This is a genomic window from Saprospiraceae bacterium, assembly GCA_026129545.1.
Lineage (GTDB): Bacteria > Bacteroidota > Bacteroidia > Chitinophagales > Saprospiraceae > M3007.
On the sequence record JAHCHX010000003.1, the window covers coordinates 113488 to 126443 of the forward strand.

The following is a 12956-nucleotide window of genomic DNA, read 5'->3' on the forward strand; positions in this document are numbered from 1 at the left end:
ACACCGCCGCGATTTCACACTTTACGCCGTTCTTTGTTCCCAAAACGCCTTGTATGCGCCTCCTCCTTTTCTTCATCTTTGCCCTCTCTCATTTTTCGGCCAACAGCCAAAAAATACTGCTGCTCGAACGCGCCAACAACGCCCGACCATCCAAGATGTATATCGGCGACCCACTGCTCTACCGTGTCGCCGGAAAAGAAAATTACTGGTACGACCGCACCATCACCGATATGCTGCCCGACCGAAGCATCGTGCTGCTCGACAATTTTCCGGTAGAACTTGGCGACATCAGCCACCTCAAAGTCAGAAGAAAGCCCGTGTGGCGCATCACGGGAGGAGCCATGTTTGCTTTTGGCGCCTCGCTGGCGTTGGCCACCACCATCGCCGCCATCTACCGAGACGAGGGCACCAACTACGGCGCTTTGTACGGCGCCTCCGCCGGCTCGCTGGGCATCGGCTATTTCCTCAACACTCGTCGCACCTTGAAAATGGGGGAAAAACACCGGCTGCGCATGATAGAAATAAATTTTGCCCCGCCTCCTATTCAAAGATGAATATTAGAGTTGTTGCGGTAGAGAGCTTTGAGTGAAGAGAATTGTCATTTCTTTGACTGGCAAGACAAATTTTGCAGTCGAAATCGGGTATATTCGGCGAAAAATTTAACGAAGTCAGTCGGGAAAAGGGCTTTTCCTTCGCCAAAGACCTCCACCGCAACAACTCTATTGTACCTTCCCGCTAAATTTTGTATCATGAGAAAACAAGCCAACTTATACCCTTCCCTTTTTCGACTAAACATTTTGCGTTTTTGCTCAATCCCCATTGTTCTTCTTTTCGGCACCACACTCTTTGCTCAGCCCGCCCCCACGCCCGCCGAATCGCGCCTGCAAGGTTTTGAGCAAAGAAAAAACTTGGAAAAAAACTCACTGCTCGCAGCCCTCAAACCCGAAAGCATCGGCCCCTCCGTTTTCTCTGGCCGAGTCACTGATGTAGATGTAAACCCGCACAACCCAGCAGAAATGTACGTCGCCTATGCCTCCGGCGGCTTGTGGCATACAGAGAGCAACGGCACCGCGTTCAAGCCCGTGTTCGACCAAGAGACAAGCATGACCATCGGCGACATTGCCGTGAACTGGAAAAGCAACATCATCTGGGTCGGCACAGGCGAAGTGAACAGCAGCCGCTCATCCTACGCTGGCACGGGCATCTATCGCAGCGCCGACAACGGGGCGACATGGGAATGGCGCGGCCTGCCTGAAAGCCACCACATCGGGCGCATCGTGCTGCACCCTTCCGACCCCAACACCCTGTGGGTGGCCGTGTTGGGCCACCTTTACTCCCCCAATAGCGAGCGCGGTGTCTTCAAAACCATGGACGGAGGCAAAAACTGGCAGCGCATACTTTTCGTCAATGAAAACACGGGAGCGATCGACCTCGTGATAGACCCCAACGACCCGGACATCCTCTACGCAGCCACTTGGGAACGCAGCCGACGCGCTTGGAACTTCGACGGTGCCGGCGAAGGCTCCGGGATTTGGAAAAGTTCGGACGGTGGAGAGAACTGGGTCAAAATCAGCACCACCGGAAGCAAATTCCCCACAGGCAGCAAAATCGGGCGCATCGGATTGGCCGTAGGCCGGGCGAATGGGAAAACCGTGCTGTACGCCTGTTTGGACAATCAAAACCCCAAGCCCAAAAAGGAAAAACCAACGGACGACCTGCTGACCAAAGACCAACTACGCAGCATTTCCAAAGAGGATTTTTTAAAAATATCAGACGAAAAACTCGCCGAGTTTCTGAAACAAAACCGATTCCCCGAAAAATACACTACCAAACAAGTGAAAGGCCTGATTGAAAAAGACAAACTCAAGCCCATTGCCTTGGTGGAATATCTGGAAGACGCGAACAACAACCTCTTCGAGACCGACTATATCGGCGCGGAAGTCTATAGAAGCAACGACGGCGGGGCAACTTGGCGACGCACCCACGACGAACCGCTCGAAATGATGAACTTCACCTACGGCTATTATTTCTCCAACATCCGTTGCCTGCCCGACAACCCCGACAAGGTGTACCTCATCGGTTTTTACATCATACGCAGCGACGACGGCGGCAAAATTTGGAAAAACATCAATGGCGACAACGTCCATGTGGACCACCACGCCCTCTGGCTCAACCCCGCCAAGCCCGGCCACCTCGTGAACGGCAACGACGGCGGCCTCAACATCAGCTGGGACGACGGCGCATCGTGGCTCCTCTGCAACACGCCACCCGTAGGCCAGTTCTACACCGTGGCAGTGGACGAAGCAGAGCCATACAATGTGTATGGCGGCACACAGGACAACGGCGTTTGGGTCGGCCCCTCCACCTACAAAGCTTCCACTGACTGGCACGCCACCGGGCATTATCCCTACAAACCGCTGCTCGGCGGCGATGGGATGCAAGTGCAGGTGGATTTCCGCGACAACAACACGGTTTACGCGGGCTACCAGTTTGGCAACTATTTCCGCATCAACAGGACGACCACCCAACGCAAACCCATCACGCCTAGGCACGAGCTCGGGGAGCGACCACTGCGATTCAACTGGCAAACCCCCATACACCTCAGCCGCCACCAGCAAGACGTGCTCTACCTCGGCGCCAACAAAGTCTATCGCTCCTTCAACCGGGGCGACGACTGGGAAGCCATCTCCCACGACCTGACCCATGGCGGCCAAACCGGCAACGTGCCCTACGGAACCCTCACCTCCATCCACGAGAGCCCGCTGAAGTTTGGCCTGCTCTACGCAGGCTCCGACGACGGCCTGCTCCACCTCACCCGCGACGGTGGCGAGACGTGGACTCGCATATCCGACAATCTGCCCCCGAAAATGTGGGTATCGCGGGTACAAGCCAGCGCCCACGAACGCGCTCGCGTCTATGTCAGCCTCAATGGCTACCGATGGGACGATTTCGCCGCATACCTCTACGTTTCCGAAAATTACGGCCAGAACTGGGAACGCATCGGTCTCGACTTGCCCGCCGAACCCATCAACGTGGTGCGGGAAGACCCATCGAACCCCGACCTCCTTTTCGTAGGCACCGACCACAACCTGTACCTTTCGCTCGACCGGGGCAAGACATTCCAAACCCTGAGCGCCGAACTCCCCAAAGCCCCAGTGCACGACCTCGCCATCCAGCCCAAAGCCAAACACTTGATAGCAGGCACGCACGGGCGCTCCTTGTTCAAAGTTGACATTTCCAACGTTCAGCAAATAAACGCCGAGGTGCTGGCTTCCACGCTGACCTTATTTGACATTGAAAAAAGAAAATTCAGCAAAAACTGGGGCAAAAAAGAACCCTATCAGGCAGCGAAAGACCCCGAGCTCCCTATTTGGTTTTTTGCCAACAGCGCAGGCAAAGCCACATGGACCGTCAAAAACAAGGAAGGCGGCCAAGTCTTGAACACGGGCAAATTGGACTGCGCCAGAGGGCTCAACACATTCCACTACAACCTTGACATCCAAGAGCAAGCGTCGAGAAGATATAAAGACACCCTCCAAGCCGCTCAAAAAGACCCCGCAAAAACGGTGGAAATAGAAAAAGCGGACACCGGAAAGCTTTACCTCCAAAAAGGCGTTTATACCTTTACGCTGGAAAAAGATGGGAAAACAGCGAGCAAGGAGTTTGTCATCGAATAACCTTCAAAACCTTAAACTTTGATTCTAAACTCATTTTCAATGAAAAACGTAAAAAATCTCTTATTGGCTGTCTTTGCAATGGGCAGCATGGCACTCACTGGCTGTCTGCACATCATCGAAGAAGTCACATTCAGGGATAAGGGCAACGGCAACTATTCCATGACGCTCGACATGAGCGAGATGAAGGGCATGATGGATATGTTCAAAGGCATGGCCTCCGACAGCACGGAGAACGAAGGCGCTCCTGCCATGGAAGACAATTCGATGGCGCAAATGGGCCAAGAAATCAGCGGGGTAGCCTCCACGCTCAAAGGCATTCAAGGCATCACCAACGTGGTGGAAATCAACGATACCGCCTCCTTCAAGTTTGGCTATTCGTTTGATTTTGCCGACATCGCCGCGCTCAATCGCGCCCTGAAGGTCGTCAATAAGGACAAGTACGATAGCAAGGTAGATGAAGTGTTCAAGTTCAACGGAAAAAGCTTCGAGCGCCTCAGTGCCGGCGATATGGGCGCCGAAATCAAAAAGGCACTCTCCGAAAGCGAGGACGAAGGCGGCGAAGACAGCATGGACATGATGAAAATGATGTTCGCCGACATGAGCTACAAGCAAATCTACCACTTCCCCGACCGCGAAATCAAAAAGTCGAGCAACGATTTGACACAACTCAGCAACAACAACCACACCCTCACCATCACCCTCAAACCCTTCGACGAGGAGCAGAAGAACAAAAAAGCCTCAGTGGCTACGGAAGTAAAACTGAAATAAGGCTGGACCCCTACCCAATGCGTGGTTCAACAGCCATGGCATGACCGCTTGCGGGATTAGTGGTTGGCAACAAAAACTTTGTCAGGGGCGCTGCTCCTGCCAAAGTTTTTGCTTTTGACAATGCCCCCATAAGCGGTCATGCCCAACCAGAAGCCACTTCACTTTCCCACCGCCGCTATCCGATTCGGGTAATCCGTGATAATGCCATCCACGCCCATGCGAATCAAGCCTTGCATGGATGCCACCTCGTTCACCGTCCACGGAATGATTTTCATGCCGCGTGCGTGGCATTTGCGCACCAACTTCCTCGACACAACCTGATAGTAGGGGCTATAAATGGCTGGCGTGAAGCCCAATTTTTCCATGTTGTAGTCAATCCCTCGCAAGTTTTCAATCAAAAACGCCAACCGAATCTCCGGCGCTTGGCGATGCATGGCCTGCAATGCCCGCACATCGAACGACTGCACCACCGCGCGTCGCTCGATGCCCAAAGCCTTCAATTCGGCGATGAGCAGCTGCGCAAACGTTTCCACTGGTGGATGGCGCACCCCGTCCCACTGCGGCTGGCTTTTGATTTCGATGTTCCAGAGAACGTCGGGCCGCACGGCTCGCACAGCTTCCACCACCTCGCGCAAGGTGGGCTTGTGCGCTTTTAGCTTTTGTTGTTCGGGGAAACGCGGGTTGCCCCAAGCACCACAATCGAAACGGCGAATCTCGTCGGCAGTCAGCGCATAGAGCAGGAACTTTTCCTCGTCGCGCTTGGGAATGGAATCGCCATTGGGCTGGCGGCAGATAGAGGCGTTGAACCACGGCTCGTGGCTCACGATGAGTTGGTGGTCCTTGGAAACGGCCAAATCGAGCTCCAGCGTCGTCACTGCCGGATACTCAAGCGCCTTGAGAAAGGCGGGCACCGTGTTTTCAGGCATGATGCCCCGACTGCCTCTGTGCCCCTGCCAGTCGAAACCATCAGGCACGGCTACTGGGCCTTTTGAGGCGCTTTTGCAGGAAAAGATGAAAGGAATGGCTGCAAACATGAGCCAAAGAAACGCAGAAGGAAGTTTTTGCCCAATCATTTTCGAGATGCGGTTTTACCTTTGGGCGAAACTACGACGGCCGAGTTTAAGCCAGTGTTAAATCCGCCTGCGAAGTTGTTCCGAATAAGGACATTGCCATTTCAACATCGAACAAGCCACCTATCATGGACGTCAAAACATTCCTTTTCTCCCTGCCCGAAAAAGCCAATCCCGAAGTGCTGGAAGGCCACAACACACTGTTTCACTTCGACATTGCCGATGCCGGCCAATTCACGGTAAAAGTCGCTGACGGCAAGCTGGAAGTCTCCGAAGGCTTCAATGGGGAGCCTTCTTGCAAGGTAAGCACCTCGGCCGACTCGTTCGCCAAACTGCTCAAAGGCGAGCTCAACCCCATGATGGCCATGATGACAGGCAAACTGAAAATCAGCAACCCCGGCGAGATGCTCAAATACGCGAAAATTTTTGGGCTTGCCTGACGAAAGGAAGCAAGGGCGGGAAAGTGCGTGTCCGTCCACACTACTGGCCATTGTCAAATTTGCCACGAAGTCACAAGGACGCAAAGCAAAATACGCATTGATTTGCCACATTTTGTGCCTTTGCAGCACAAAAACGATGTCCGGTAGGGTGAAGCAAATTTCGACAGGATTGACACGATTTGCAGGATTCGCCCCTTTTTTTGGGAAAAAGCCTGTAAATCTTATCAATCCTTTCAACAATTATCGCTTGTGAATTCTCGTCACAGTGTTTTGAATTCGTCGAGTTCCCTGCGTTCCTTTTTGGTAGGTCGTCCGGTGCCACGCTCTCGCTTTTCCACCACGGGAGCCGCGTTGAGAAACCACTCCTCGTATTTTTTCTTTTCCGCTTCGGGTGTGATGTCCTCGTAGCAAGTGACCGCGATGGGCGCCCCGACACGTTTCTCTATCAACTGGATGGCGCGATATTGAAAATGGAAACCTTCTTTTTTCACCCACACGACTTCGCCTTCCGAAATAAGGTGCGAAGGTTTCACGGCCTCGCCATTGATGCGCACTTTGCCCGCTTTGCAGGCATCGGTGGCAATAGTGCGGCTCTTGAAGATGCGCACGCTCCACAGCCATTTGTCAATTCGGATTTTTGTCATGTCGGCTAAAATCAGTTTTTCTTCAGTTTCAGCACCTGCATTTGTTCATTGTTGAGATAGACCTGGAACCCCATGCGCAAGGCGAATCCACCCTCACGCTCCCGGTCTTTCAGGCTTGTGCTTGTGTAGCCCGCCACGGGTTCGAGCGCCACGTTTTCATTGATAAAAATTGCCAAGCCCAGCCCCAAGAAGTAGCTGTTTCCCTTCTCTGTGTTGGAAACTCCCAAGGTCTCCGTCCGCCTACGCAGCCCCTCCCAGCTGGCACGCACAAAAGGCCGGAAAGTCTCACCCGGAAAATAGAACCGCATGAATGGCCCAAGTCCCCAAGAGCGGATTTTGGTGTCGCCCGTCTTGGAAAGGTCAATGCCAAGATTGGCGCCGAGGGCAAAATTGTTCAGGATAAACCAGCCTGCCGAAGGAGAGAAGTTGAAGTTGCTGTTGCTTTCGACGGTGCGAAAACCCAGTTCGCCACCGACCAGCCAGTCGCCTTTTTCGGTTTGTGCTTGCACATGAAAGACCAGCAAAAGGAGCAATGCGAGTGTAGTCAGTTGTTTCATTTTGTAAAATTTTGTGGGCAAACTTACATAAATGGCGGGATAAGAGGAGAAATTAAGAAGAAAAGGATGGGGTTGAAGGATTTAGAAGGTGAAATTCCTTCTCGTCTTTTGCCCTCACTCTTCCAATTCTGATTCGGCCCCCTCACACCGGGTCCACATCCACCCCCACCAACACCTGCCCAAAGCCCTGTCGCCCCAGCATGATTTCCGTCGAGTGGCGAATCAAAGCCTTCGCGTTCGCCAGCAAGGGGGCTGATTTTTCCAGTTTGAGCATGATGTTTTCGGCGTAAAGGCCGCGCACGCGCGGGATGTGCGGCAGCACCGGCCCCAGCACGCGGTCGCCGAGTTTTTCCCTCAGTAATTTTCCGAAAAACGCCGCCGCGTCGTGGACGATGTGTGCGTCTTTGTGCCGCAAGGTCAGGTGAATCAACCGCGTGAACGGCGGGTAGCGAAACTCCTGTCGCTCGCCCAATTCCCGGCGGATGAAGCCCGTGAAGTCGCCTTTCAGCACTTCTTGGAGCACAGGATGCGTGGGATTGAACGCCTGCATCAACACTCGACCCTGCTTGTTTTTGCGACCGGCGCGACCAGCTACTTGGGTCAGGAGTTGGTAAGCCCGCTCACCTGCCCGGAAGTCGGGGAAGCGCACGAGTTGGTCGGCGCCGAGGATGCCCACCACGCCGACATTCTCGAAATCAAGGCCTTTTGTCACCATCTGCGTGCCCACGAGGATGTCTATTCGCTTTTCCTCGAAGTCGTTGAGCAAGGCGGCGAGGTTGGTTTTCGTGCCAGCCGTGTCCAAATCCATGCGCGCGATGCGGGCTTTCGGGAGGAAAATTTTGAGTTCCTCTTCGATTTTCTCCGTGCCGAAGCTGAGCAGCGTGATTTTGCCGCTGCCGCAGGCGGGGCACACGCTGACCGGCTCGCGCTGATAGCCGCAGTAGTGACATTGCAGGCGGTTCGAGTGCTTGTGGAACGTGAGGCTCACATCGCAGTGGCGGCACATCGCCGTCCAGCCGCAGGTCTGACATTCGAGCACGGGCGAGTAGCCGCGGCGGTTTTGGAAGAGGATGACTTGCTCGCCAGCATCCAAAGCGAGTTGCAAATTTTCCAGCAAAGGCGTGGAAAAAATGCTTTGCATCTGGCGGGTTTTGTACTGCTCGCGCAGGTCAATGGGCTGGAATTCGGGCAATTGAAGCCCGCCAAAACGTTCGTTGAGTTCCACGAGGCCATACTTTCCGGTGGTGGCGTTGTGGTAAGTTTCGAGGGCTGGCGTGGCCGTGCCGAGCAAGACTTTCGCGCCGTAGAGTTTTGCCAAATAAATCGCCGTGTCGCGGGCGTGATAGCGCGGCGCAGGGTCGAATTGTTTGAACGAAGCGTCGTGCTCTTCGTCCACGATGATGAGTTGCAGGTTTTGGAAAGGCAAAAAAAGCCCCGAACGAGCGGCCATGACGACGGGTTTTCCCGCCGCCGCGCTGCGCCACACTTCCACGCGCTCGTTGTAATTTATTTTGGAATGATACACCGCCACCTCGCTGCCGAAGATGCGTTGGAGCCGCTCGACGAGTTGGGTTGTGAGGGCGATTTCGGGCAGCAAATAGAGAATTTGGCCGCCCTGCCGAATCGCGTCGCGGATGAGCTCGACGTAGATGCGCGTCTTGCCACTGCCCGTGACCCCATGCAGCAGCGCGACGTTTTTGGTGGAAAAACAATCCTTTATTTCCAAAAAAGCGCGGCGTTGTTCGGAAGAAAGTTCGCCCGCGTCGGTCAGTTCGTCCTCGTAGCCGCTCAGTCGGCTCACTTCGCGTCCGTAGGTTTCCAAGATGCCTTTTTTCACCAAAGTCGCAAACGAGGAGGGCGACACGTCGGCTTTTTGCAACACCTCTTGCCGCAGCACGACGGGCTGCCGTTGGCTCAAAGCCATGTACGCCATCAGAATTTCGACCTGCCGCTCTTTTTTTTGCAATTCCGAAAAAACTTCTTTGAGCAAATCGGGCTGCGAACGGTACGGCTCGGCGAGGCGAACGGCGGTGACTTTGCGGGGTTTGAATTTTTCCTGCAAATCCTCGCGCAGAAACAGAACGCCTCGGCTCAGTAGGCCCTGAACGACGGGAAATACGGTTTTTTTATTCAAAATCTTCCGCGCGTCGTCAATCGTCACCTCGTTTTGGATGTGCAGCGCCTCGGCGACGAGATACTCGTCGTTGCTCAATTCGGAAAAATCGTCGCCGAAATTTGGGTTGAAAACGAGTTTAGTTTCGCTCGTGAGCTTCAGATGGCCGGGCAAGGCGGCTTGCATCACTTCGCCCAATGTGCAGCAATAATAATCGGCCAGCCAGTCCCAAAGTTGGAGTTGCTGGGGTGTCACCACCGTCACCTCGTCGAGCACGGCAATGATGTTTTTCATCTGGTAGTCAGGTGTCTCCGAATGAACGCGCTCGACGAGGCCACTGTAAATTTTGCTTCTGCCAAACTGTACTTCCACCCGCACGCCGGGTTGCACGAGCGCCGCCAGCACGTCGGGCACGGCGTAGGTGTAGGTTCGTTTGGGCAGCGCGAGGGGGAGGATGATGTCGGCGTAGAGCATTGAGCGTAAAAAGAAACCGCAGCGGTGCAAAGATTTGATTTTCAGATACCCAAAGGTAGGTTTTCAGCATCGAAACACACATACTCAATCCCTTGACCTATTTTTCGTCCATTCAAACGCCATCGCCACCACCCCAATCAAAATTATGAACCCGCTGACAGCCAACAACGCAAACTTGATGCCCGCGCAAATACCTGCCACTTTTAGCAAGGAATCGGCACGGTGGCTAAAGATGTAACGCAGCAGGCAGACGTTTTCTACTGCATCAAAGAAGCCACTGACGAGTACGAAAGGAGCCCAAAATGCAGCGACACACTTCAACCAATGAGCGGGGCTGTGTTGGGCAACGAGCCGCAAAAAGAGGAACGAAATAGCAGGATAGAGTAAAAGAAACAGAAAGTCCAACCCGAAGCCAAAGGTCAAAAAATGCACCCGCCCGTTCCAAAAAGCAAGCATGGCATCGGCTTTTTCGATAGTCCAAGCAAACTCAAAACAGAGCACTGGCGAACTGATGTCGAGACCTGCTATGCGACAGGCGGCCTCGCTGGTTTTCAAATGACTATCCGCCCAACGCATCGCCCACGCGACGGCCAACGTGGGCGGCAACAAGGCAAAGAGCAAGCGAGGCTTGGGAAAAGACATGAGCGCGTCTTGCATTTTTGGCCTCAAACCTAAAACAAAAAATTTTTCCGTGCTACACAACCTTTTGAAACACAGAATAACTTTACTTTTGTGTCATGTTAAAAAAGTAATAGGCACACCGCATCTGTTTCGTGTGCCTAATTTTTTCACCAAACCAACTTATTACTTGGCTTATAAACCTTTCCGACCCAAACCAACAGGCAATCGCCCGCCCGGTTCACGCCCCGGGGGAGGGCGCCCGTTCAATCGCGGCCCACGCCCCCCAGAACACAATATCAACAATTTCATTCGCGCCAATGAAGTGCGCCTCGTAGGCGACAACCTTGAGGAAATCAGTGCGGTGGCAGGGCATCCTGTCGAAAGCGGCGTGTATCACACTTCCAAATTGCAAAAATGGGCCGAGGAATTGGGACTTGACGTGGTTGAAATCTCGCCCAACGCCGTCCCACCCGTGGTGCGCATCGTGGACTACAACAAGTTCCTTTACCAGAAGAAAAAGAAGGAAAAAGAACTGAAAGCAAATACCGCCAAGGTGGAATTGAAGGAAATCCGCTTTGGTCCCGAAACGGGCGACCATGACTTTGACTTCAAAGTGCGCCACGCCAAAAACTTCCTTACAGAAGGCAATAAAGTGAAGGCTTATGTCCAGTTCAAGGGCCGCGCCATCGTGTTCAAAGACCGAGGCGAGTTGTTGCTGCTTCGCTTTTTGAAAGAATTGGAAGAGTATGGCACGGCAGAACAACTTCCACGCATGGAAGGCAAACGCATGAATGTCATTCTGACTCCCAAAAAAGTGGCCCCAAAGAAAAAAGAGGAAGAATGATGCCTTGATAGCATATTGCCTCATTCAAAAACATCCTGCCCAGCGTATTGGGCAGGATGTTCTTTTTTTGCCCCCCTTCTCAAAAAGTTTGTTTCTTCGTGCTATTGCTCATTCCAAAAACAGATTTCAACATGAAAAATCTTCTGAAGGTGGTGTTGCTATTGCTCGCGCACACCATCGCAACCCAGCTCAATGCCCAAACACTATCCCACATCAATAGACTTGTTGCGGTGGAGGGCTTTGAGTGAAGGGGATTGTCATTTTTTCGACTGGCAAGGCAAATTTTGCAGTCGAAATCGGGCATATTCGGCGAAAAATTTAACGAAGCCAGTCGGAAAAAGGGCTTTCCCTTCGCCAAAGGCATCCACCGCAACAAGTCTAATGTCGGAGCTCTCGTCAATGGAGTGCCCACGCTCACCCAAACAGATGCAGAACTGACCGCTCTGTTCGATTTCGTGCTCAACGAGGCTACTTTGTCAAACGCTGCCGTGAAAACCAGCACCGATGCGCAGGGCCAGTTCTACTATCTCGGCGCAACAGCCACACGTCCGAATCAATCATCGCCCAACCCAATCGTCATCGTGCTGACACAGCGGGGCGATGAGCTGATATTCACTTCATCGGGCGACGGCGCGGGCTGCGTCATGGAGTGCGTCCCTCGATTTTCCTGCACCTCTTGCGAGCAGACGCTCGTCGAACGCTGCACCAGCCAGCGATGCAGCTGCACCAGCGGCAGCGGCGGTTGCGGCACGAGGATTATTTTCCCCGAATAACGCGTCTTATCCGGTTGGAAAATTCTTGAAACAATTTTGGGGATTTGTTTTTTGCTGTGCGCAAGAGTGCTACCTTTGCGCTCCATTTTTCAAACGTACATCATTTTTGTCATGCCGAAGATGAAGACCCACTCCAGCGCCAAGAAACGTTTCAAGGTGACTGGTACCGGTAAAATAACGCGCAATCGCGCAAGGCTGCGCCACATCGCCAGCACCAAAACAAAGAAGCAGAAGCGCCATCTGCGCGGTAGCGTGGTCGTTGACCAATCCGAACACGCACGCATAGAGCGCCTGCTAGCTATGTAAGCGTTGTTTGCAAAACGCACTTTTGTCGGACGTTCAAAAACAGCGCGACTTCCGCGCAAGCGGAAGGTTTTTTCAAACCACATTTTTTAACGAGGCCATCGGACGGAAGAATTGGTAATTGATGATTGCTTGGATTGATTTTCTTGAATCAGCAATCGAAAACCAATCCCGATGTCGCACTAAAAAATCACCACACTCATGCCAAGAGCAACCAACAACCCCGCCAGCCGCGCCCGTAGAAAAAAAATCATGCTTGCCGCTCGCGGTTATTTCGGCGCTCGCTCCAAAGTTTACACCGTAGCTAAAAACACGCTGGAAAAAGGCTGGCAATATGCCTTCCGCGACCGCAGGTTCAAGAAGCGCACATTCCGTCGCCTGTGGATAGCGCGTATCAACGCCGCCACTCGTGCCGAAGGGCTTAACTACAGCCGCTTCATGCACGCGCTCGGTCAAAAGGGCATCGGCCTCAATCGCAAGGCGCTGGCCGACCTCGCACTCAATCACCCTTCGGCGTTCAAGGCCATCATCGAAAAGGTGAAAAATTGAGGCTGGCGAAGAGTCGCTGTTAAAATGTTGGAACGAGGAATTGGCCGCGAGGCTGATTCCTCGTTTTGTTTTTGAGCGATATGACATTCACACAACCATCTGGTTTACAACCAAAAGACCCGC

13 protein-coding genes are annotated in these 12956 nt (G+C 53.2%); 8 read left to right on the forward strand and 5 right to left on the reverse strand.

Annotated features, from left to right (window positions below):
- The first annotated feature begins 53 nt into the window (after nt 1-53).
- The 3 genes from KIS77_18285 (at nt 54) to KIS77_18295 (ending at nt 4445) form a co-directional block, all read left to right on the forward strand.
- The gene (locus KIS77_18285) at nt 54-554 is read left to right on the forward strand and encodes a hypothetical protein (GenBank protein ID MCW5924277.1); all 501 of its coding nucleotides are present in this window, start codon (nt 54-56) and stop codon (nt 552-554) included.
- Nucleotides 555-749: 195 nt separating this feature from the next.
- Nucleotides 750-3677 carry a glycosyl hydrolase gene (locus KIS77_18290; GenBank protein MCW5924278.1) on the forward strand — a complete coding sequence of 976 codons (2928 nt, stop codon included), beginning with the start codon at nt 750-752 and terminating at the stop codon, nt 3675-3677.
- A gap of 39 nt (nt 3678-3716) precedes the next feature.
- A complete protein-coding gene (locus tag KIS77_18295; GenBank protein ID MCW5924279.1) occupies nt 3717-4445 on the forward strand; it encodes a hypothetical protein in 729 nt (242 codons plus the stop codon).
- Nucleotides 4446-4603: 158 nt separating this feature from the next.
- On the opposite strand, the gene KIS77_18300 is transcribed toward KIS77_18295, so the two are convergent.
- Entirely contained in the window at nt 4604-5518 is a 915-nt protein-coding gene (locus KIS77_18300) for a glycerophosphodiester phosphodiesterase (GenBank protein MCW5924280.1), read from the reverse strand.
- Nucleotides 5519-5643: 125 nt separating this feature from the next.
- On the opposite strand from KIS77_18300, the gene KIS77_18305 reads away from it, so the two are divergent.
- On the forward strand, nt 5644-5955 hold the full coding sequence (locus KIS77_18305) for an SCP2 sterol-binding domain-containing protein (protein MCW5924281.1): 312 nt from the start codon (nt 5644-5646) through the stop codon (nt 5953-5955).
- Nucleotides 5956-6215: 260 nt separating this feature from the next.
- On the opposite strand, the gene KIS77_18310 is transcribed toward KIS77_18305, so the two are convergent.
- The 4 genes from KIS77_18310 to KIS77_18325 all read right to left on the reverse strand — a co-directional run bounded on the left by KIS77_18310 (nt 6216) and on the right by KIS77_18325 (nt 10400).
- On the reverse strand, nt 6216-6599 hold the full coding sequence (locus KIS77_18310; GenBank protein ID MCW5924282.1) for an RNA-binding S4 domain-containing protein: 384 nt from the start codon (nt 6597-6599) through the stop codon (nt 6216-6218).
- 11 nt (nt 6600-6610) lie between these two features.
- Complete coding sequence (locus KIS77_18315) at nt 6611-7156, reverse strand: porin family protein (GenBank protein MCW5924283.1); 546 nt, start codon at nt 7154-7156, stop codon at nt 6611-6613.
- Between the two features lie 142 nt (nt 7157-7298).
- The gene (gene priA / locus KIS77_18320; protein MCW5924284.1) at nt 7299-9743 is read right to left on the reverse strand and encodes a primosomal protein N'; all 2445 of its coding nucleotides are present in this window, start codon (nt 9741-9743) and stop codon (nt 7299-7301) included.
- 84 nt (nt 9744-9827) lie between these two features.
- Nucleotides 9828-10400, reverse strand: coding sequence for a hypothetical protein (locus KIS77_18325; protein MCW5924285.1), 573 nt, complete (start codon nt 10398-10400; stop codon nt 9828-9830).
- Here KIS77_18325 and infC point away from each other — a divergent pair.
- The 4 genes from infC (at nt 10384) to rplT (ending at nt 12833) form a co-directional block, all read left to right on the forward strand.
- Nucleotides 10384-11208, forward strand: a complete 825-nt coding sequence (gene infC, locus KIS77_18330) for a translation initiation factor IF-3 (GenBank protein MCW5924286.1) — start codon at nt 10384-10386, stop codon at nt 11206-11208. The two genes, KIS77_18325 and infC, sit on opposite strands and share 17 nt — an antisense overlap.
- Nucleotides 11209-11492: 284 nt before the next feature.
- Entirely contained in the window at nt 11493-11981 is a 489-nt protein-coding gene (locus tag KIS77_18335) for a hypothetical protein (protein ID MCW5924287.1), read from the forward strand.
- Between the two features lie 111 nt (nt 11982-12092).
- Nucleotides 12093-12287 (forward strand): 50S ribosomal protein L35, encoded by a 195-nt coding sequence (gene rpmI, locus KIS77_18340; protein ID MCW5924288.1) that lies wholly within the window; start codon nt 12093-12095, stop codon nt 12285-12287.
- 198 nt (nt 12288-12485) lie between these two features.
- On the forward strand, nt 12486-12833 hold the full coding sequence (rplT, locus tag KIS77_18345) for a 50S ribosomal protein L20 (GenBank protein ID MCW5924289.1): 348 nt from the start codon (nt 12486-12488) through the stop codon (nt 12831-12833).
- The last annotated feature ends 123 nt before the right edge of the window (nt 12834-12956 follow it).

Excerpts from the sequence above, each read along its gene's own strand:
- KIS77_18285 (MCW5924277.1), top strand. The coding sequence starts at position 54 with ATGCGCCTCCTCCTTTTCTTCATCTTTGCCCTCTCTCATTTTTCGGCC.
- KIS77_18290 (MCW5924278.1), top strand. The coding sequence starts at position 750 with ATGAGAAAACAAGCCAACTTATACCCTTCCCTTTTTCGACTAAACATT.
- KIS77_18295 (MCW5924279.1), top strand. The coding sequence starts at position 3,717 with ATGAAAAACGTAAAAAATCTCTTATTGGCTGTCTTTGCAATGGGCAGC.
- KIS77_18300 (MCW5924280.1), bottom strand. The coding sequence starts at position 5,518 with ATGATTGGGCAAAAACTTCCTTCTGCGTTTCTTTGGCTCATGTTTGCA.
- KIS77_18305 (MCW5924281.1), top strand. The coding sequence starts at position 5,644 with ATGGACGTCAAAACATTCCTTTTCTCCCTGCCCGAAAAAGCCAATCCC.
- KIS77_18310 (MCW5924282.1), bottom strand. The coding sequence starts at position 6,599 with ATGACAAAAATCCGAATTGACAAATGGCTGTGGAGCGTGCGCATCTTC.
- KIS77_18315 (MCW5924283.1), bottom strand. The coding sequence starts at position 7,156 with ATGAAACAACTGACTACACTCGCATTGCTCCTTTTGCTGGTCTTTCAT.
- priA (MCW5924284.1), bottom strand. The coding sequence starts at position 9,743 with ATGCTCTACGCCGACATCATCCTCCCCCTCGCGCTGCCCAAACGAACC.
- infC (MCW5924286.1), top strand. The coding sequence starts at position 10,384 with ATGAGCGCGTCTTGCATTTTTGGCCTCAAACCTAAAACAAAAAATTTT.
- KIS77_18325 (MCW5924285.1), bottom strand. The coding sequence starts at position 10,400 with ATGCAAGACGCGCTCATGTCTTTTCCCAAGCCTCGCTTGCTCTTTGCC.
- rpmI (MCW5924288.1), top strand. The coding sequence starts at position 12,093 with ATGCCGAAGATGAAGACCCACTCCAGCGCCAAGAAACGTTTCAAGGTG.
- rplT (MCW5924289.1), top strand. The coding sequence starts at position 12,486 with ATGCCAAGAGCAACCAACAACCCCGCCAGCCGCGCCCGTAGAAAAAAA.